Source organism: Psychrobacter sp. Ps3, from assembly GCF_022129275.1.
GTDB classification, from domain to species: domain Bacteria; phylum Pseudomonadota; class Gammaproteobacteria; order Pseudomonadales; family Moraxellaceae; genus Psychrobacter; species Psychrobacter submarinus.
The window spans coordinates 1-21167 of record NZ_JADQAL010000037.1 but is presented as its reverse complement, the minus strand read 5'-3'; the positions used below and the strand labels follow the sequence as shown (position 1 = coordinate 21167).

General features: G+C 45.3%; 14 protein-coding genes. 5 read left to right on the top strand and 9 right to left on the bottom strand.

The features are described from left to right. Positions 1-981 precede the first annotated feature (981 nt). Positions 982-1683, bottom strand: coding sequence for a tRNA (guanosine(46)-N7)-methyltransferase TrmB (gene trmB / locus I3248_RS10255; protein WP_238063604.1), 702 nt, complete (start codon positions 1681-1683; stop codon positions 982-984). 508 nt (positions 1684-2191) lie between these two features. Here trmB and I3248_RS10250 point away from each other — a divergent pair. Further along, positions 2192-3121, top strand: a complete 930-nt coding sequence (locus tag I3248_RS10250; protein WP_238063598.1) for a DUF2628 domain-containing protein — start codon at positions 2192-2194, stop codon at positions 3119-3121. A gap of 3 nt (positions 3122-3124) precedes the next feature. Here I3248_RS10250 and I3248_RS10245 read toward each other — a convergent pair whose 3' ends face one another. The 8 genes from I3248_RS10245 to gmk form a co-directional block, all read right to left on the bottom strand. Continuing rightward, positions 3125-5011 (bottom strand): monovalent cation:proton antiporter-2 (CPA2) family protein, encoded by a 1887-nt coding sequence (locus I3248_RS10245; protein WP_201601602.1) that lies wholly within the window; start codon positions 5009-5011, stop codon positions 3125-3127. 61 nt (positions 5012-5072) lie between these two features. Further along, positions 5073-5777, bottom strand: a complete 705-nt coding sequence (locus I3248_RS10240; RefSeq protein ID WP_238063596.1) for a hypothetical protein — start codon at positions 5775-5777, stop codon at positions 5073-5075. Positions 5778-6351: 574 nt separating this feature from the next. Next, the gene (locus I3248_RS10235) at positions 6352-7515 is read right to left on the bottom strand and encodes a cation diffusion facilitator family transporter (protein ID WP_238063595.1); all 1164 of its coding nucleotides are present in this window, start codon (positions 7513-7515) and stop codon (positions 6352-6354) included. Positions 7516-7978: 463 nt separating this feature from the next. Beyond that, positions 7979-10234 (bottom strand): primosomal protein N', encoded by a 2256-nt coding sequence (locus tag I3248_RS10230; RefSeq protein WP_238063593.1) that lies wholly within the window; start codon positions 10232-10234, stop codon positions 7979-7981. Positions 10235-10499: 265 nt separating this feature from the next. Next, the gene (locus tag I3248_RS10225; RefSeq protein WP_238063592.1) at positions 10500-10880 is read right to left on the bottom strand and encodes a Rid family detoxifying hydrolase; all 381 of its coding nucleotides are present in this window, start codon (positions 10878-10880) and stop codon (positions 10500-10502) included. 59 nt (positions 10881-10939) lie between these two features. Beyond that, positions 10940-13120 carry an HD domain-containing protein gene (locus tag I3248_RS10220; RefSeq protein ID WP_238063590.1) on the bottom strand — a complete coding sequence of 727 codons (2181 nt, stop codon included), beginning with the start codon at positions 13118-13120 and terminating at the stop codon, positions 10940-10942. Positions 13121-13420: 300 nt separating this feature from the next. Beyond that, the gene (rpoZ, locus tag I3248_RS10215) at positions 13421-13681 is read right to left on the bottom strand and encodes a DNA-directed RNA polymerase subunit omega (RefSeq protein WP_025644612.1); all 261 of its coding nucleotides are present in this window, start codon (positions 13679-13681) and stop codon (positions 13421-13423) included. 305 nt (positions 13682-13986) lie between these two features. After that, positions 13987-14613, bottom strand: a complete 627-nt coding sequence (gene gmk, locus I3248_RS10210; protein ID WP_201557421.1) for a guanylate kinase — start codon at positions 14611-14613, stop codon at positions 13987-13989. A gap of 332 nt (positions 14614-14945) precedes the next feature. Here gmk and ispH point away from each other — a divergent pair, with 332 nt between their 5' ends. The 4 genes from ispH to htpG all read left to right on the top strand — a co-directional run bounded on the left by ispH (position 14946) and on the right by htpG (position 21110). Then, positions 14946-15902 carry a 4-hydroxy-3-methylbut-2-enyl diphosphate reductase gene (gene ispH / locus I3248_RS10205; RefSeq protein WP_201601588.1) on the top strand — a complete coding sequence of 319 codons (957 nt, stop codon included), beginning with the start codon at positions 14946-14948 and terminating at the stop codon, positions 15900-15902. A 381-nt stretch (positions 15903-16283) separates the two neighbouring features. Beyond that, positions 16284-17099 carry a thioesterase family protein gene (locus tag I3248_RS10200; RefSeq protein ID WP_201601585.1) on the top strand — a complete coding sequence of 272 codons (816 nt, stop codon included), beginning with the start codon at positions 16284-16286 and terminating at the stop codon, positions 17097-17099. A gap of 314 nt (positions 17100-17413) precedes the next feature. Then, the gene (locus I3248_RS10195) at positions 17414-18934 is read left to right on the top strand and encodes a catalase (RefSeq protein WP_238063603.1); all 1521 of its coding nucleotides are present in this window, start codon (positions 17414-17416) and stop codon (positions 18932-18934) included. A gap of 226 nt (positions 18935-19160) precedes the next feature. Next, a complete protein-coding gene (gene htpG / locus I3248_RS10190; protein ID WP_238063589.1) occupies positions 19161-21110 on the top strand; it encodes a molecular chaperone HtpG in 1950 nt (649 codons plus the stop codon). Positions 21111-21167 lie beyond the last annotated feature (57 nt).

Below are 21167 nucleotides of genomic sequence, written 5' to 3'. Positions count from 1 at the left end.
GTAAACAGGGTAAGTGAATTGGGATAGTCTTTATAAGCCCAGAATAGTCGAAACGGTTAGAGCTATGACTTAGATAGCTATCTTTACTATACAGTAAAAAAAATAGCGTTAGCAGTAAAATTAAGTTTAGAGCGTAGTCGTCAGCAGGGTAGCTACTGTACTGACTAACTCCTGATAAAACCTTTATAAGAATTACTAAGCAAATGATAGAGTTAAAAACTAAAAGCCTATAAGGATGCGCTTTTTGTTTGATTATTAGATGAGGTAATTATAACAAAATCCAAGCTAAATAATGAGTTTGTCTCACTCTAAACGACAACAGATGTCGCCTAGCTTTTATAGTTTTTATAGGTTTTTATTAGCGCTCAGCTAGCCTGAATGAAGAGTAAATAATATGATTTGTGCGCTCTGAAAAAATACAGATTTGTCAAGAGCAAATATAGTTGTCCACAGCAAAAATAAAATAAAATTTTGCTCGCTGTGAAACATTTGCGGCAATCAAATTTATTTTAAAATAATTATAAATAATTTTTTATTGTTTTAAATTAAGTGTAAGTAATTGATTTTATTATAAAAATAAATTGTATAAAAAACGACCAATTTTACCTAAAGCGTTAAGCTATCGACTCATATCCTTGTCAAGTACCTAGTTATCCACAGGGTTATCCACAGCTTCTGGGGAGAACTCTGCAACCCCTTATTCTATCGATGATTGCACAGATTTGAAAATTATTAGAGTCTATCAATTTTTGATATAAACACTTTAAACATATCGGCTTGAAAGTCTTTTGAGTACAAGGTTTCACATTTAAAAAGGGAGATAATTTGTCTATTTGTTAGTAAAAATTTGAGACGTCTTAGCATTTCGCAGCAAAACCCTAAATAGAAGAGCTCAAGATGCAAAAAAGCGACTGTTGGTAGCAGTCGCTTATGGTACGTAAATAAGGTTTTAGATATTGACTACATGGCGTCTGATGGCGACTAGTCTTTCGTATAAATCAAATCCCATACGCCATGATCACGGTCGATACCGCGGCGCTCAAACTTAGTCATCGGGCGAAAATCAGGACGAGGTGTGAAGTTGCCTGTACCGGCTTGATTGCTCAGTCCTGCAAAGTTATCGAGTACTTCTAGCATCCAAAAAGCGTAATGCTCCCAGTCCGTTGCGGTATGAAACCAGCCGCCCGGTTTTAGAGTGCGGGTGACAATCGCCATACGCTCAGCACTAACAAAGCGGCGCTTAAAATGGCGTTTTTTGCGCCAAGGATCTGGGAAGTAGAGCTGAATACGATCGATATGGTTTTCAGGGAGCTGCTTGAGCAGTTGTATGGCGTCGCCGTTGATAATTTTGATATTAGTCAGGTTTTGCGTGCCTGCCATATAAGCGCATTTACCAATACCAGGCTCATGCACCTCAACACCGATGAAGTTGCGAGTCGGATCGGCTATCGCCATCTCAATCAAAGAGTCCCCGAGCCCAAAACCTATCTCTACTGTGAGCGGTGCATTGCTACCGTTTGGACTATCATTGAATAAGACACGTAGATCATCAATGCCGTCAAGATTACCATCGCCAAAACTGTTGTTGACTAGATATTCTGCAAACTTGGGATCGGTTAACGCTTGCTCCGCGTTTTTATTCATATGCGTGCGGCGCTTCATAAAAGTATTCACAATACGCATATGCTTATCGTTATTAGCCTCCTTGTCGTCAGTTGTAGAGGCAGTACTAACGGCTTCAGAGGGGTTATCGCTGCTATTGTCTACTGAATGATCTACTGGACTGGCAACTGGAGTGTCAATAGAATTATCGGAGGGAGATTGTGAGCTCATAATATGGCTAAGACTTTATAAAGTAATAAGTAGACAGGTATTATAGGTTAAATCCATTGGGTTTTTAAGCGAAATATAGCGAGCAAAAGCGCGAACAGCATTTAAAGGCTTGGATTAGTCAAAGGCAGCTCCAACGCCGTCTTAAACTGCGAACCTAAAAGCCGGTTAGCATTTGACTAGCGGATGCATTGAGCTTGGCGATATCTTATAATAGTTATACTAATGCTAGTTAGTTTAAGCTATATCCTAAGTTTACTATTTTTAAATGCTCTATTTTTATTAGACAAACACGTTTAATACGACCTTTCAGCCTCTCTAAAAAAGCCCCAATGCTTAAAATAACAATAGGGCCACTACCATGCTATTTATCGAGACGGATACGCCGCCCCCTTTCTACCGAGAAGAGCTGACCGCTGCTCGGCGCAAGCAGCTAGACCAGTGGTTTATCAGCCATCGTAGCCAAGACTATTACCTCAAGCGCTTTGAGCAGTTCGATGAGCAAGGATATCTGTCTCCTAAGTGGCATTGGGCCGCCTTTTTTATGACCTTTTTTTGGCTGCTCTATCGCAAACGTTACATCGATGCGATCGTCTACAGTGTCGCCGGTTGGTCATTTATTCAGCTCACCATTACTATCGTTTTAGTCTTTGTTGAATTTGCGGCGATGTCTTTTATTCCGCTGGCTTATCAGATGCCGCTGCGTATCGCAATCGCTGCTATTATTTGGTTGTTTTGGTCATTTATGGTGGCGCGCTGGACAGACGCTTATTACTACCGAATGGCAAGGCGTGAGATCGCCGATGCTTTAGACGATCATCCGCGTGATGAGGCAGCGCAAAAAGCCATACTACGGCGTGAAGGCGGAGTCAGTTTGTTTGGTTTAGGACTGGGATTCGCTATTTTTGTGTTTGCCTTAACAGTCATCAAGGTGCAGTTTTTACCTATTATCGCAAAGCCAAAAGAAAACGAAGTGCTATTCGATGCTTACGATATCACCAAAACCGCACAAAATCAGGTGGCTTTAGCTTATCAGCAGACAGGCGAGTGCCCTACTCAGCTGCCGATAGCGACTAGCAACCCAAAAATACAAGTGCGCATTGATACGCAAACGCCAAGCGTGCCAGATACCGACTGTACCGTGACAGGTACTATCCAAAATGTCAGGTTTCCACTGCGCTATTTGAACAGTCAGACACTGGTGTTTTATCATCTACCAAATGAGGAGAATTGGCGCTGTACGAGCTCATTAAATGAAAAGCAAGCGCCGGCCTATTGCGTGGCTGATTAAGCATTAGTTTTTTGAATGGGGCAGAGGGTCTTGATCCTTATCAACTGGCGTGGCTTGGTTTTTCAGCTCTTCATAAAACTCGCTTAAGTCCATTTTGCGCGCTTTATCTATATCTTCATCGAAGAGACTCTCAAGCTCAGCCATCGCCGACTGCGCCGATTCGATAAGGCTTGCTTCATCATCATAGATGGCCTGCTGGCGTTCGATCAAATCATCGTCGTAATCGCGGAAAGTCTGCACCGTTTCGCGCGCTTTTTCAGGGGAGATGCCCAATAACTGCAAGGACTCACGCGACATATCTAAGGAGGATAAATAGGTCTCGCGCCATATATGACGAACCCCAACCTCACGCAGACGGTAGTAATGCTGCCTATCCCGCGCTCGTGCTAAAACAATCAAATCTGGATAATTCTTACGTAAATACTCAGCAGTGGTAATAGAGCGCTCTAGATCATCGATGGCTAAAATAAACAACCTCGCTTTATTGATACCAGCGGCGCGCAGAATCTCAGGGTTTTTGGGATCGCCATAATAGACTTTATTACCAAATTTACGTACAAAATCCACGCGGTTCGCTGAGCGCTCAATGGCGGTAAATTCGATATTGTGCATGCGCAGTACCCGGCCAATAATCTGACCGACACGGCCAAAACCGGAAATAATGACTTGATGCTCGTGATCAGGAATAGTGTCGTAGTCGCGCTTAGGCTTACTTTTTGCAAATAAAGGTTCGCCTGCTTTTTCGAGTAATAAAAACGCAAATGGCGTAAGCGCCATAGAGATAGTCACTACCAGATTTAGCATATTGGCCAGCTCCGGCCTTAAGACATTCTGCGCACTTGCTACGCTAAAGAGTACAAAGGCAAACTCGCCGCCTTGCGCTAACGTCACCCCAAGCCGGATGCTCGTCGGTAAGCGGTTACCTGATACTTTGGCGATAGCCGTTACCACGCCGAATTTGATGACCATCAATGCCAAAGCACAGCCGACAATAAACACCGGCTTAGCCAGGATAAGCTTGACATCTGTCAGCATGCCTACCGACATAAAGAACAGACCTAACAGCAGTCCTTTAAACGGCTCAATACTCGCCTCTAACTCGTGACGGTACTCTGAATCTGCTAGCAATACACCGGTCAAAAATGCACCTAAAGCCATGGAAAGACCGATCTGCTCCATTAAAATAGAGACGCCCATTACGATAAATAACGCTACCGCCGTTAACAGCTCGGCTGCGCCGCTAGAGGCCACGAACTTAAAGAAAGGTCTGACAATATAACGACTCGATAAAATCAAACCAGCAAAAACCATAAATACTTTAGCAAAATAAATCAAGTCATAGCTTTGTTCGCGTACCCCTGATAAAAAGGGGATGACAGCGAGCAGTGGAATAACGGCGATATCTTGAAACAGTAAGATAGTAAAGGCTTCGCGGCCATGCGTGCTTGAGAGCTGCTGCTTTTCGGTCAATATTTGCAGCACAAATGCGGTAGAGGAAAGCGCTAAACCAAAGCCAACGATAAAAGCTGTATCAAGCTGTAATGCAAAAAACTGATATAAAATCGCCATTAACACGATACCAGTCATGCCGACTTGCAAACCGCCTAACACAAAAATAGAGCGGCGTAGCGCCCACAGACGCGAAGGCTGTAGTTCTAGACCGATGATGAACAGTAGCATCACCACGCCAAATTCAGAAAAATGCAACAAACTCTCAGCGTCGCCTGCGACGTCTAGCGCGCTTGGGCCTAATATCAAACCAGTAATCAGGTAGCCCAAAACGGTTGCAATACCGAAGCGCTTACCAAGCGGCACAAACAGTAGCGCTGCCCCCAAAAAGATAGTCGCTTGTAGCATTAAGTTTGGAGAGCCGGCGGCGGCTGCGAACATAGTAAATCCTTATCAATCAGTCTCAAGCGTATAAGGTTAAGCAAAATAGCAAAAAGGCGACTTATTTTTTGCGATAAATTTTCCAGACGTCATTATCGGCAATAGGATTGCTATAAGCATCATTGCGGCGTTTGCGCGGGGTCTGCCGACTATCCACAATCTTAAAATCAGGCAACGCATGCACAATCAGACCGGTACGATAAAAACGAACGCGCTCCGGCTCTAGCATCTCACCTTTATTATCGCGGCAGAACACATAAGCGCGCAAATCAATAAACTCTCGATGCGCAACCAACCTAGCTTCATCATCTGCCTCAAATACGGCAGTCATACGCTCAATCTCTTGCGCAGTATACTCACCGCATTTATTCATCAAGGCGCTGACTGAGCCAAAGCTTTTAGATTCTTTGGCGCGGGTTTTGGTCAGATGTAAGCGCTGCACATTAAAGATAAACTGCGGTATCTCTAGGCTGGCAGGTAGTGGCAGATGGTCAGGGGGCATATCTGCGGCAGGATAAAACTCCTTAGCACGGTCCAATAAGCTCTGCCAGCGCTGCTGATAAGCTTGCACCTCGCTAAGATTACCCTCAAAGATAGGCATATCGCGAATTTGCCGTAGAATATCAGGCGGAAACTGCTCATCACGGAAGCTGGCGATATCTTCTTGTAGCGTTGATAGCAGCACTTTGGCGTGCTTCTTACCGTCCTTTGAAGCAGGATCATCGATGTAGTCGGGAGCAACAAAAGGTGCTGAGCGTCTAGACATGGCAATAGCTCATTATTAAAAATTAATCGTTGATAAAGCTGCGATCTCTACTAAATAATAGCAAAAAGCGGCTCATTATAGATAAAATTATCGTCATTATAACCGCATAAGCGGCTACAGGTTTCATTTATCTACATTAAAACCTTTATAATGAATCATATAGTCATTTTACTTTTACTCTGAACTGACTATATTGCAAGATAACGTTTGTGAAGCGCTATGCCTAAAAAGAGGCTTTATTCAAACATCGACAACGCTACTCTGGTTTAGCAAGCGTTTCTGGTTTAGCAAGCGTTGGTAAAATCATCATGAATATCATCCGTATCATACTCATATCTATACTGGCATTCGCGTTTGGGTTTTGGCTCATTATGGCGTCGAATATGGGGCCCGCTTATTGGCCACAAGTTATGAATGGAAGCTTAGATATTTGGATAAGGGGGCTCTTATTAGTATCTGGCTTATTTATTTGGCTATTTATTTAGTTAGCCATTATCATTTGGTGGTTAAGCATGATTTACCGCTATTTTTCAAATCCATAAAAATAATTGGACCCTTAAATTAAAATCTTTAGTTAATGATTGTGGCCGATATGGCCGCTATCACTGACGGCTCGCTCGGAGATATCACAAACAAGCGTATCACTGTGAGCCATCGTCTGCGGATGCGATAGGCTCTCCACCTGAATAGTGGCATGACTAATGCCTAAGTCTTGCAAGCGCTGTTCAAGCTCGCTAATCAGCACACTAGCCTCCGTAATACTCATCTCGCCATCGACCACCACGTGACAAGATAAAGCGTTTAGGCCACTAGTAATACTCCAAATATGGAGGTCATGAATCTGTTCGACTTGCTTGTGATCGAGCAGGCGCTCTTTGACTGCGTCTAATGATATATCTTTTGGCGTGCCTTCCATCAAGATATGAACCGAATCGCGTACTACCCGATAACCGCTGACCAAAATCAGCACAGCGACGATGACAGAAGCGAGCGCATCCGCCCACAACCAGCCAAAGCCTATCATTAATAGCGCGGCGATAATGGCGGCCACTGAGCCCATCAAGTCACTTAAGACATGTAGATAGGCGCTTTGCATATTGAGGTTGACAGGCTCTTTAGCGTCAGACGAGTTTTGTTTTTCTCCATGACTGTGTCCGCTATCGCCACTACGGCTACCTCGGTGCATCAGCCAAGCCACTAGGATATTAATAAGCATGCCGATAGTAGCGATGATCAGCATACCTTGAGTAGCAATATCTGGCGGCGAATTAAAGCGTTTGATCGCCTCCCAAAAAATCATAAGGGCAATAATGACTAAAGTTGTGCCATTAACGCCGGCGACTAAAATCTCAAAGCGCTTATAGCCAAAGGTTTTTTGACGAGTCGCCGCTTTTTCACCGATTTTAAAGGCTATCAAGGTCGCGCCTAACGCTACTGCGTCGCTGAGCATGTGTCCGGCATCAGATAATAAGGCTAAACTTCCCGTGAGTAAGCCGCCAACAGCTTCGATAACCATATAACCGGTAATAATAAGGAAGCTAATCAATAAAGTGCGCTGATAGCCTTTAGTATCACTATTACTATTGGTTGCACTATTTGTAGAGGAGGCAGGGCTAGGGCTTAAAGGTGAGGACTGCTCTTCATTATGCGTATGCCCTTCATCATGGGAGTGAGAGCTATGTTGACTATGGTTATGATGATCTTGCTCATGCGGATGATTATTATTTTCGCCAGTCATTATAATCCTCAAACTCAAAGTAGTTTATAAAAGAACGATGGCTAAAATCTAGCATAACTGTCGATGAGAAGCTGTAACGCTGCCGTAACGGCTAAACGTCATACAATATATAGGATAAAAAGGTATAGAGCGGACAGATAATAGGGCGTGTTGAACATTCACAAATGCGCACTGCTGATAGCTACTAGTTTATCAAAGCTGTGTTCTAGTCGTCGTTAAAATTGCAGATAATGCTTATTGCATTGGCTAGCTGATTTTATTTAAACAGTCGCAACGACTAGGGCGATTTTAGCATCAGCCCTCACGACAACAACAGGGACAGGACTATTTTTTGCCGCTTTATTGATAAAAATAGACGCTTAGAACGACTAAACTTACCATTTTTATCTGCAAATCGCCTAAAAAATAGTCTCTGTCAGTGCCAAGGTCGAATGTTCAACACGCCCTAATAAATGTATAAAAATCACCAACCGATAGGATCGATATCTAAGGTGAGTTTAAGGTACTTTGTGCTCGGTAAAGCCAGTACCGGCTGCCACCAGAGCTTGAGAATATGATGCAGCTGCGCGCGCTCTTTGGCTAATAGCAGCAGCTGTGAGTGATAACGGCTGTTCTTTTTACTCATTGGCGCATCGATAGGGCCGAGAACGGCCAGCTTATGGCCTGTGGGTAGATGAGCTACGGCATCTTTGAGCGCTTGCGTGGTCGCCGCCAAAGTCTTGCCTTCACAGCGAATAAGCGCAGCATAACTATAGGGAGGTAGGCCCATCATTTTGCGCTCTTGTAGCAACGACTGCGCAAAGGAGTGATAGCCGTCTTTGACCAGCTTAAGCAGTAGTGGGTTATACGGTTGTAGCGTTTGAATCAGTACGCGACCAGCCTTGTCGCCGCGTCCAGCACGGCCCGCGACTTGAATCATCAGCTGCGCGGTATGCTCAGGCGAGCGAAAGTCTGCAGATAAAAAGCCTCTATCAGCATTAGGCAAGCAGACGAGCGTGACATTAGGGAAATGATGACCTTTAGCGACCATTTGCGTGCCGACTAGAATCGCCGGCTTACCTTCGTTAATACGCTGATAGATACTCTCCCAGCTGTCTTTACGCCTTGTGGTGTCACGGTCAATCTGAATAATCGGGTATTGTATTTTACTGGTTTGCGGATTAGCAAACAGCGCATGTAAGTTTTCGCTAAGTCTTGTCGTCCCCATCCCTTTGGTGTCTAAGTTTTGACTGGCGCAGTCCGGACAGCTACTTGGAATATAAGCCTGCCAGTCACAGTGATGGCATTTTAAATAAGAGCTGCTTTGGTTTTGACGACTATAATGCACCGTTAGATGCGCATCGCAGCGTGGACAGTCTGCTTGCCAGCCACAAGCTTCGCAAAGTAATACCGGCGCATAGCCGCGACGATTTAGAAATATTAATACCTGCTCGCCGGCTTCGAGCGTTTGCCGAATAGCCTTGATGAGATCATCGGTCAGACCTGTGTCATAGTTTGCGCCATCGTCTGCAGTTTGTTGATGAGTGGTTTGCAGGCGGGCATCGATGAGCTGCATAGTCGCAGGCTTGGCACTGCCAGGACGCGTCGTTAGCTGGCACTCTATCAGCTTACCATCTGCTACAAGCTTTAGATGCTCAAGCGTTGGGGTCGCAGTTCCGAGCACGACGGGTATCTTATATTGCAGGCCGCGATATAGCGCCACGTCGCTTGCATGGTAGCGTAGGGTGTCTTGCTGCTTATAAGAGCTATCATGCGCCTCATCAACGATGATCAGACCTAAGTTAGCAAAAGGATACAGCACAGCTGAGCGGGTGCCGATGATGATTTGCGCGTGACCGGTACGGCAGTCTTGCCAACCTTGCAGACGGTAGGTGTTAGTCATACCTGAATGCAGTAGCACGATTTGCGCAGCAAAGCGGCTAGCAAAACGCGCTCGCGTCTGCGGCGTTAGGCCAATCTCTGGCACCAGTATGAGTACTTGCTTGCCAGCTTCTAATACCGCTTGCATCGCTTGCAAATAGACTTCCGTTTTACCACTACCGGTGATACCGTTGAGTAAAACACCTTTATACTGCTCAGCGCTATGAGCAGCAGTAATCGTCGCCACCGCCTGCTGCTGCTCGTCATTGAGATCAAGCGGCATCTTCGCTAAGCTCACAGGCTTAGGCGCTGATTTGTGCTCTATGTAGCGCTCAATTAAGCCCTTGTCTTCTAACGTCTTCAAAAAGCTGCGCTGCATTCCTTCGAGTAATAACACATCTTCGCTCGCACCGCGCTCGCCATGCAACTTGAGCATGTCGAACTGCTGTTTTTGCTTGACCGCATTGGCATGAAAGTCAGCATCGGTGACGTGCGGCAGGATGCGCCAATGAGTAATAAGCAAGTCGAGCGGTTTGCCTTGCCGCACAAGGCTTGGCAGCATCACAGCGAGTACATCGCCTAAAGGGTAATGATAATAACGCGCAAGCCAGTACGCAAGGCGAAGCATAGCGCTATCGACGATAGGTTCATCATCTAAGCACTGATTAATGGCTTTGAGCTTACTCATTGGAACATCGCTTGCGCTTGGCTCAATTTGGGCGATGACGATACCGATCAAAGTCTGCCTACCAAAAGAGACTTCGACGCGGCTACCGATTTTGGGCAAAGATAAGTCTGCAGGCACGCCATAATCAAATACTCGATAAAGCGGAACCGGTAGAGCAACTTGAACTAACATAAATGACGCTCGCAGCCTTATTAAAAGTTAAATTCGGTGATGTCTAAAGTGTAGTGAAACATATTAATAAGTGAAGCATACCAATAGATGAGGGTACTCGTTTTATTTATGCGTAATATGAGTAGCACAAATAAGCAAGCCCAAATTGCCGTTATCGATAACCGCGCTTTGGGCTTAAGCTTTTGAGCTTGATAAAGTTGCCTTTGACTTCACGACTGTAGTCTTGAGCTATCAGATTCGATACTCTCAGACTTGACGTTATCCGTTATTCTATATGCATAATTGACTCAATCTCTACCACGCCGCCTTTTGGCAAGGCTGCTACTTGTACCGCAGCGCGAGCAGGATACGGCTCACTTAGATTGGCTACAAATACCTCATTTAGTGCCGCAAAATCGCTCAAATCGGTCAAGGAGACGTTAAATTTAACCACATCATTGATAGTACCACCAGCGGCCGCGCAAATGGCTTTAATATTCTCAAATACTTGCTTGGCCTGCGCCTCAAAGCCTTCTTTTAGCTCCATAGTATCAGGATCAAAACCAAGCTGGCCTGAGATATAGACCGTATTACCAACCTTTACTGCTTGTGAGTAAGTGCCAACAGCGGCAGGAGCTTTATCGGTTTGAATAGTTTGACGACTCATAGTTATTCCTTTGAGTAAGTGAATAGTAAATAAGCAGGGGTTAAGTTATTTTGATAGTTTTATAGCTGATACAGACGCATAATATTGGGGAAGCCTAATAGCGATCTTAGCTCACGGATACCTTTGGCTAAGTGCACCCTGCTGCGAACGACTACATGAACGATCGTATCACTGTGACGTACATCGATCTTCTCTACACCGATATTTAACTGGCGCAGATGATAAACCACTTCGCTGATTTGCTCATCGCTTAGCGAGATGGAGAGTTTGAGATAAGCTGGAAAGCGTATCTTATTACCGGCATCATCAGAGTCGTTTTGTTTAACTGCTTTATCATCGCGCCACTGTAGCTGAATGATTTGGTAAGGATTGTCTTTACGAATATCATCGAGCGAAAAACACTTATGCCGGTGCACGACCAACCCATGCCGTGATAAGTGGCCAACGATTGGGTCGCCATAAATAGGATGACAACAATTGGCAAAATCAAGCTCAACACCCGCAGTATTGACGATGAGCTGCTGCGGCTGCGAGGCTTCACTGACATCCGCTTGCAGACTGCTCATATCGTCGCTAAATAAGCGTGAAACAACGAGCTGCGGCAATAAAGTGCCAGAGCTTATTTGCTCAAACAGCACGTTTTTATCATCAACACCGCGCCACTCAAGTAGGTTGTTCCACTCAGAGTCGTATAAGTCCGCTAGGCTTTTATGGTACGTTTTTAAAGCGCGATCTAGCGCTTGTTGACCATGACGCTGCTTTTCACTCGTGGGTAAGTCTTTAAACCAGCGCAAGATCTCCTTACGGGCTTTATTGGTGACCACAAAGCCAAGCCATTCCGCTTTGGGCTCAGAGTCGCTATCGACTTCAATCTCGACCAGCTGTCCGTTTTTGACAACCGTCCCAAGTTTGGCTTTTTCATTATCAATATTCGCGCCGACAGCGACATTACCCACCATAGGCCCAACCGCATAAGCGAAGTCGAGCGCCGTTGCGCCTTGCGGCAGCTCATAGGCACGGCCCTGCGGACTATAGCAGAGGATTTTGCTTGAATGCAGATAGTCCATCAGCTCGTTAATCGTAGACACCGCCGCGGTAAAGTCAGGACTATTTTCATCTAAGGTCTCTTCATCGACCAGCTCTTTCATATTGCGTAGTGAGGCTTGAATCACTGATTGGCTGATATCAGAGGCATGCTCAGCACCGATCACGCCGAGTCGCGCCGCCTTTTGCATCTTTTTGGTCATAATGACGACTTTGATACAATCATTGTCACGCTCATAAAGTAAAGTCAAAGATTGATTGCCGCCAGGTAGCGGCCTGCGAATATTGTCCTGAATATTCGCATCTTCGATTTGATATTTTTTGATGAAATAGTAAGCCAGCTTATCACAGGCCTCTACCGTATCGAGGACGATCTCAAAAGAGTAGTGACGAAGTAGGGCATTAATCTCGCCGCGGTTGCGAAAGAACTGACGGTACATAGCAACGCGGTTGTCTAAGATTTTAACGTGACCATTTAACTCTAAGTTGTTCAATACCACAATCAAATAGCGATGGATGGCTTCTTTTTGAAAGTTGCGTCCAAGGCCGTGCTGCAACAGCTTATCAGACAGCTTGTTATACATCTCAGAGTTAAGATTGCGGTAACAGAGCACCTCTATGTAATCAGCAATGTCATTGATGCCCATCAAGCGGGCGAAGGGCACATAAAAATCTAAAGTCTCTTGCGCGGTGGCGCGCTGCTTTTCAGTGCTGACCGCATCGAGCGTGGACATGTTATGCAGGCGGTCTGATAACTTGATAATCAACACACGCGGATCTAACAAGGTTGCGGTAAGAATTTTATGAAAGGTTGCCGCTTTGTTTTGCTGCTTATTGTATTTTGAAGACTTAAGCTTGGTGACACCATCAACCAAGCGGGCGACGACTTTGCCATAACGCTGCTCAATCTGCTCGCCAGTGACTTCAGTATCTTCAACCGTATCATGCAAAATTGCGGCGATAATCGTATCACGGTCTAAACGAAAACCGGCCAAAATCTCAGCAACCGCGATAGGATGAGTAATATAGGGCTCACCTGATTTGCGCTTGTCTTTGATATGAGCGATATCACCAAACTCACATGCATCGATAATGTCGCGGCGATCGTCCCGACTTAAATACCCAACCGAGCGCAGCAAGTTATATTGGGCCTCGTCTACTAGACGATGACTGAGCTTAGGAAGGGTTTGGCTCATATAAGATTATCCTATGACTGAGCGCCTACTATGAGGCGCCTATAACTTGGCAATGGATTTAGCGGCTATTATTTAAAAAAACAAGCCAAAAGTAAATAAAATAGACTCTAATACGAGTTTGGTTTTCACTCTCTAATTAATCGTAAATAGCCTACAATGTCAACTACTAAGCACATTCAGTCTGTAAATAGCAAAAAACAGTTTTTTAAATCATAAAAACCACAGCTTAGAACTGTGGTTTTATCGCGCTACTTGAGTGCATCAGTAGCTATTTAAGCTATCTTTTTTTAGAAGCTATCTTTAAAAGCTATGATCACCTGATAGCGCTAAATCCAATGAGCTCGTTGCAAAACTATGCTCAGGCTGGTTTAGGATATCGCGGGTGATTTTACCATCAGCAATTTCGCGTAATGCTAAAACTGTTGGCTTGTCATTGTCAACTTCAACAAGTGGCTCAGCGATACCTTTTGCCAGTTGGCGAGCGCGTTTGCTAGCGACAAGTACCAGCTCAAAACGGTTGTCTACATTCTCTAAGCAATCTTCAATCGTGACACGTGCCATAGTTCATTACCTCAGTGATTTAGGATTAGCAGGTAGTGTGGAGGTGATAAATGATACACCAATAGGGTGCCTGCTAATGTATGGGAGCAAAAATATAGAAAGATATAGGGGGAATAACTGGCTATTATAGCATTTTTTCGCCAGTCGCGTCATGGCTTTTGTACTTGATTACTCAAGCCTCAAAGTCGCTATTAGCACTTTAATAACTCTTGAATGAGTAATGCTCAAGCCACCGATATTTAGAATGTATTTAGACTGTATTTAGACTATGAGCATTTGAGCGCTACCCAAAACTGAATCTAAAGCTATTCTTCACTCTCATTCGTCAGTAAAGCGTCGATAATACGGCGATGATGACGCTGCTGACGAGAAAGCGTCTGCCGGTCAGCGACGATAATGGCTTTAAGTTCAGTCAGTGCCACCTCGAAGTTATCATTAATAATCACATAGTCAAAATGCACGTATTGCGCCATTTCAGTGACGGCGCCGGCCAGACGCTGCTCGATTACCTCGGCGCTGTCTTGGGCTCGGCCCGCTAAGCGCTGGCGCAAAGTTGAGAGGCTAGGCGGTAAGATAAAAATCATAGTGGCGTCAGTAAATATCTTTTTGACCTGCAGCGCCCCTTGCCAATCAATCTCCAATATCACATCGATACCTGCCTCTAGCTGCGCGCGCACGCTAGCTTCTGCAGTACCATAGTAGTTGCCAAAGACCTCAGCGTGCTCTAAAAACTTGCCTTCGCCAATAGCAGAAACAAATACCTCTTTGTCGATAAAATGATAGTGATGACCATCAATCTCACCAGGACGAGGCGCACGAGTGGTGTGAGAGATGCTGACAGTCAAGTCATTAGTGGTCGCCAGTAGCTGCTTGACCAAAGAGGTCTTACCCGTACCAGAGGCCGCGGTAATGATAAACAATGAGCCCGTCATAAGTCTCCCAATAAAGTGATGATAAGTGTTTTTTAATAAAGTCGCTGATAGTGCCGGCAATTATAATACTGATGCGATAGCAATTTAAAGCGTAATGAGAATATATTATGATAAAGTAGGGGCGAGGGCGTTGAATCTATGCATTTGTGCCCAGATAACTGCTTTAAGTACTGAATTTTTCAGCATTGATTCTTTAAAATGCTGATGAGTAATCATTTAAGTTTAATAGCTCGTTTTTTAAGTACCCTTTTGTAAGTATTCGTTTTTGAGCACTGTTCTAAGTATTAAGTGCTAAACCACTGATTCCAAATTATCTAATGATAGGCTGTCTTATGCAAATTTATCTTGCCAATCCACGCGGGTTTTGTGCTGGCGTGGATCGCGCCATTGCGATTGTCAACGAAGCGTTGACTCGTTTTGAGCCGCCCATTTATGTGCGCCATGAGGTGGTGCATAATAAGTTTGTGGTCTCAGATCTTGCCAATCGCGGCGCGGTATTTGTCGAAGAGCTGACCGAGGTGCCAGATGGCGCTATTGTGATATTTTCGGCGCACGGAGTGTCAAAAGCGGTCGAAGATGAAGCCAATCGCCGCGATCTCACCGTGTTTGATGCTACCTGTCCGCTAGTGACAAAAGTACATATCGAGGTGGCAAAGTTCGCCCACGAAGGCATGGATGCGGTACTGATTGGGCATGCCGGCCACCCAGAAGTTGAGGGTACGATGGGCCGTTTTAATCGAGGACATGGCGGGCATATCCATCTAGTAGAAAACGAAGAAGATGTCGCTAAACTTTCAGTAAGAGACGCTGAGCGCTTAGCCTTTGTTACCCAAACGACTCTGTCGATGGACGATACGGCTAGAGTGATAGACGCACTTCGTAGTAAGTTCCCAAGCATCCAAGGGCCGCGAAAAGACGATATCTGCTATGCCACCCAAAACCGTCAAGACGCGGTCAAAGACTTGGCAGGTCGCTGTGAGGTGGTATTAGTCGTAGGCTCACCAAACTCATCAAACTCCAATCGCTTGCGTGAGCTTGCCGAGCGCATGAACTGTAAGGCCTATCTCATTGATAATGCTAGCGAGATCCAGCAATCTTGGTTTGATGGTGTGGAGGCCGTAGGGGTCACAGCGGGCGCATCAGCCCCTGAGGTTCTCATCCAAGAAGTGCTGCAACAACTACAGGACTGGGGCGGCAAACAGCCTGATGAGCTCTCTGGAATTGAAGAAAATGTCACCTTTAGTCTGCCAAAAGCGCTACGTATTCCGGTGACTGAAGTGGGCAAGTAGCTCAGAACTATCTAACATAGGTAAAGTAAGATGAAAAAGCAGAGAAAAAGATTCGTACTAGCAGAGGCGAGTCTTAAGGAGATTGACAAACAATTAAATATCAATATGTTTGTCATTGGCGTATTGGTCATAATACTCTTCTTAGACCTAATGCATTTTATAAAAGAGTACAGCGTCTTTTATGGGGTACTTGTCGCTGTTATGATTGTTTTGCTCTTCTTTACTCTCAAAAGTCGTAAGCTTCTTAAGTTAAGAAAACAACAGCTTAGTCAATAAGGCACTGTCATAGGCATTAAGGGTACTGTAATAGTCACTAAAATACAGGTGCCGTAATAGCCAAGCAAACTTTAGATAAAATACAAATAAAAATATAGGACCGCTATGTTAGCGTATTATCAGTTTAGCAAACGCGAGCAGCAACCCGATGGCAGTTGTATCGCTTATTATCAGCCTACCAGCAATGTTCAAGGCGCTTGGAACGAGCATGAGCAGCATATGGCGCCAGCGACAGGGCTGCTCACATACGAGCTCAGCCAGTTCGCGCCGCAAGACAATATGCGTATTGCTCGTATTAGTCTTGATATTTTGGGATTGATTCCGCTGAGCGACTTTACCATTACCACACGCTGTATTCGACCTGGCAGAACCATTGAGCTTATCGAAGCGGTGATGACTAGTCGTGGCCGCGACTGTATTATTGCGCGCGCTTGGCGACTGATGACCCAAGACACTAGCGAGATCGCAGGTCTTGAGGATACGCCTGCCAAGCATCAACCCGAAGCACTGCCAGTTTGGGAAGGCATGAAACAATGGCCGGGTGGGTTTATTGAATCTATTCATTTAGTTGCCGAAGAAGATCGCCGTTCTGGAAAAGGTATGGTGTGGATCAGTAATGACGTGGACATGATCGAAGGCGAGGCGACCAGCGATCTAGTGAAGCTATTAGGGATGGTCGATACGGCGAATGGCGTGGTACAAAGACTGGGTCTTGGGCTGACAAAGCTTGAGTGGATGTTCCCTAATACTGACTTGCAAATCCATATGCACCGAGCGCCAAAAGGACAGTGGCTTGGGATTGAAGCGGTACAACAGTATGGCAGCGATGGTATTGGCTTGACGAGCGCGGTGCTGCATGATGTGCACGGCCCGTTTGGTCGTAGTGAGCAAATTCTGACCATTCGTCCAATGCCCAGCTAATTTAGCAAATGAGCTACTATTTTTCGCTCTTATTTTTACTCTATTAATACCTTAAAGGACGGCTGCTACGCTGTCCTTTTTTATGCGATAAAGTAAATGAGTGTTGATACTCATTAGCAAACGATCTCATGTTATGATTATTAAAACAAAACTAAAAGATACAATTAATTTATTATACAAATGAAAGTAGTTCAGGTGTAATAGGCACTAGCAACGAGATCTTAAGCAAGCATGGGAAAGCGTAAGAGCGCTTATACTTCGACTAACTATTTATTTAATTGACCATTTAAAGGAATAACCCGATGAGTGATAATATGAATGACAAGAAATGCCCCTATAGTGCAACGCCGCTGACGATGAGCAATGGCGCGCCTGTTGTTGATAACGAAAATAGCAAAACCGCTGGCAAGCGTGGTCCACTACTAGCAGAAGACTTGTGGCTGAACGAAAAGCTTGCTGATCTCAACCGTGAGATTATTCCTGAACGCCGTATGCATGCCAAAGGTTCGGGCGCGTTTGGTACCTTTACCGTGACCAATGATATTACTAAATACACGCGCGCTGGAATCTTTGATGAAGTCGGTAAACAGACTCAGATGTTTGCGCGCTTTAGTACCGTCGCAGGCGAGCGCGGCGCAGCTGACGCGGAGCGCGATATTCGCGGTTTTGCCTTAAAGTTCTATACGGAACAAGGTATCTGGGACTTAGTTGGTAATAATACGCCGGTCTTCTTCGTCCGTGATCCGCGTAAGTTCCCTGATCTGAATAAAGCGGTAAAACGTGATCCGCGTACTAATATGCGTTCAGCGACCAATAACTGGGACTTTTGGACACTACTGCCAGAGTCTTTGCATCAAGTGACCATCACCATGAGCGAGCGTGGTATTCCCGCCTCGTATAGACATATGCATGGTTTTGGCTCGCACACTTATAGCTTTATCAATAGTGATAATGAGCGTTTTTGGGTCAAGTTTCACTTTGTCACTCAGCAAGGTATCAAAAACTTAACCGATCAAGAGGCCGCTGATATCATCGCAAGCAATCGTGAAAGCCATCAAGAAGATCTGCTCAATGCTATCGATAATGGCGACTTCCCAAAGTGGAAAATGTACGTGCAAATCATGCCAGAAACAGAGGCCGATAATGTACCGTATCATCCTTTTGATTTGACCAAAGTCTGGCCAAAAGGCGACTATCCACTAATCGAAGTTGGCGAGTTTGAGCTTAACAGAAACGCTGAAAACTACCATCTCGATGTTGAGCAAGCGGCGTTTGCTCCGAATAATCTTGTGCCTGGTATCAGCGCCTCTCCAGATCGCATGCTCCAAGCACGTCTGTTTAGCTACGCTGATGCCCAGCGTTACCGCGTTGGCGTCAACCACAAGCATATACCAGTCAATAAAGCGACTTGCCCTGTGCATAGCAATCACCGTGATGGTCTCATGCGCGTCGATGACAACTATGGCGGTCGTCCGCACTATACGCCAAACAGCTTTGAGCAGTGGCAAGAGCAGCCGCAGTATGCTGAGCCGCTACTAAAGATCGATGGCTACGCTGAGCATTATGACTTCCGTGAAGATGATAATGATTACTTTAGCCAGCCGCGTGCGCTGTTTAACTTGATGAATGATGAGCAAAAGCAGGCTCTGTTTGATAATACGGCAAGAGCGATGGGCGATGCGCTAGACTTTATTAAGTATCGTCATATCCGTAACTGTCACTGGTGTGAGCCGGCTTACGGTGAAGGCGTGGCCAAAGCGCTAGGCTTGAGCGTCGAAGATGCGATGGCCGCTCGCGATAGCGATCCGGCTCGTGACTTGCCGAGCTGTTTGTAACTTATCATTCGATTCTGACATAAAACATGTAATACGTCACGATACCGCTTAAGGAAACTTAAGCGGTTTTTTTGTTTAACTTTTTATAGGGCTTTTAAACTTGAAATATTTGACCGCGACCCTATTAGTATAAACAGCCTAGCACTAATTGAGACTCTTAGTTTGAGACGCTCAGTTAGTGCTACTGTTTTACGTTAATCTCAACTTTCCAATGAAGGAGTTCTTTATGAGTGATAACAACAACCCAGAATTAAAAAAACATAGTTTTGAGGCGGAAGTGGCGCAGTTGCTACATTTAGTGACCCACTCTTTGTACTCTAATGCCGATATCTTTGTCCGTGAGCTGGTTTCAAACGCATCAGACGCCTGTGACAAATTGCGCTTTGAAGCGACTAATGATGACAGCTTATATGAAGATGATGGCGAGTTAAAAATCCGTATTGCCGTTGATAGTGATGCCAAAACCATCACCTTTATCGATAACGGTATCGGCATGAATGAAGCCGATGCTATCGAAAATCTAGGTACTATTGCCAAGTCTGGCACCAAAGCCTTCTTAGATAAATTATCTGAATCACAAAAGCAAGACGGTCAATTAATTGGTCAGTTCGGTGTTGGCTTTTACTCTGGGTTTATCGTGGCCGACACCATTACGGTTGAGTCGCGTAAAGCAGGCACGCCTGCGGAGCAAGGCGTACGCTGGATATCTGATGGCAGCGGTAGCTTCACGGTTGAGACGATCACCAAAGAAACTCGCGGCACATCCATCACCTTGCACCTAAAAGAAGAATACACCGAAGGCGAGGATAACTACCTCGACCGTGCTAAGATTAAGCGCTTAGTCAATAAATACTCAGACCATATCAGCCTGCCGATTCAGATGCGTAAAGAAGTCTGGCAAGAAGATGTTAAAGATGAGAACGACGACAGTGATACGCCTGCGGGCGGCGAGATGGTACTCACCGATGAGTGGGAAACTATCAATAAAGCCAGTGCGCTATGGACACGCTCAGCATCCGAGATCGAAGATGAAGAGTATGTCGATTTTTATAAAAACATCAGCTACGACATGGATGAGCCGCTGACGTGGACGCATAACCGCGTGGAAGGCCGCGTACAGTACACTCAGCTATTATATGTACCCAAAAAAGCGCCGATGGATCTATATACTCGTGAGCAGCAGCATGGGCTTAAGCTGTATGTCAAACGTGTATTTATCATGGATGACGCCGAGCAACTACTGCCTATGTACTTGCGTTTCGTCAAAGGCGTGATTGATTCAGCTGATTTGCCACTCAATGTCAGCCGAGAGTTATTGCAAGAGTCGCGTGATGTCAAATCCATCCGTGATGGTAATGCGCGCCGTATCTTGACTATGCTGGCAAGCCTAGCCAATAGTGAAGACAGCGACAAGCAAGACAAATTCGCGCAGTTTTATAGCGAGTTTGGCGATGTCATCAAAGAAGGTCTTGGCGAGGACATGGGTAACCAAGAGCGTATCGCTAAGCTGCTGCGTTATGCTACTAGCACTAATGACAAAGTCGAGACTAGCTTTGAAGACTACAAAAGCCGCATGATTGAGGGTCAAAAAGCCATCTACTATCTCACCGCGGACAATCTTGCAGCGGCCAAAAACAGCCCGCAGCTTGAACTATTTAAGAAAAAAGGCATCGAGGTCATCTTGATGACTAGCCGTGTTGATGAGTGGGCGATGAACTTCTTAACCTCATTCGATGAGACCCCACTACAAAATATCGCGAAAGGCGCGGTGGACTTAGGCGACTTGCAGGACGAGGAAGAAAAGGCGGAAGCTGAAAAGGCGCAAGAGTCTATGAAGCCTGTGGTTGAAAAGCTAAAGACCGCCCTAGATACACGCGCTAAAGACGTACGCGTATCGAACCGCTTAGTCGATAGTCCTGCAATACTCGTTACTGCAGAGGGTGAGCTGTCACCGCAGATGATTCAGATGCTCAAGCAAATGGGTCAAGAAGTGCCAGAGACGCAGCCTATCTTGGAGGTCAACCCAGAACATCCGCTGATTAAAAAGTTAGAGTCCAGCGAGCAGTTCGACGACCTGGCTCAAGTGATCTTCGATCAAGCGCTGCTGGCAGATGGTGGTCAACTCGATGATCCAGCCGCTTATCTCAAACGCGTTAATGAGTTATTGATGCGCTAGTATAACCCCAGTTCGGGATAAGCCACATTGTAACTCATTGATACTATTTACAATGTC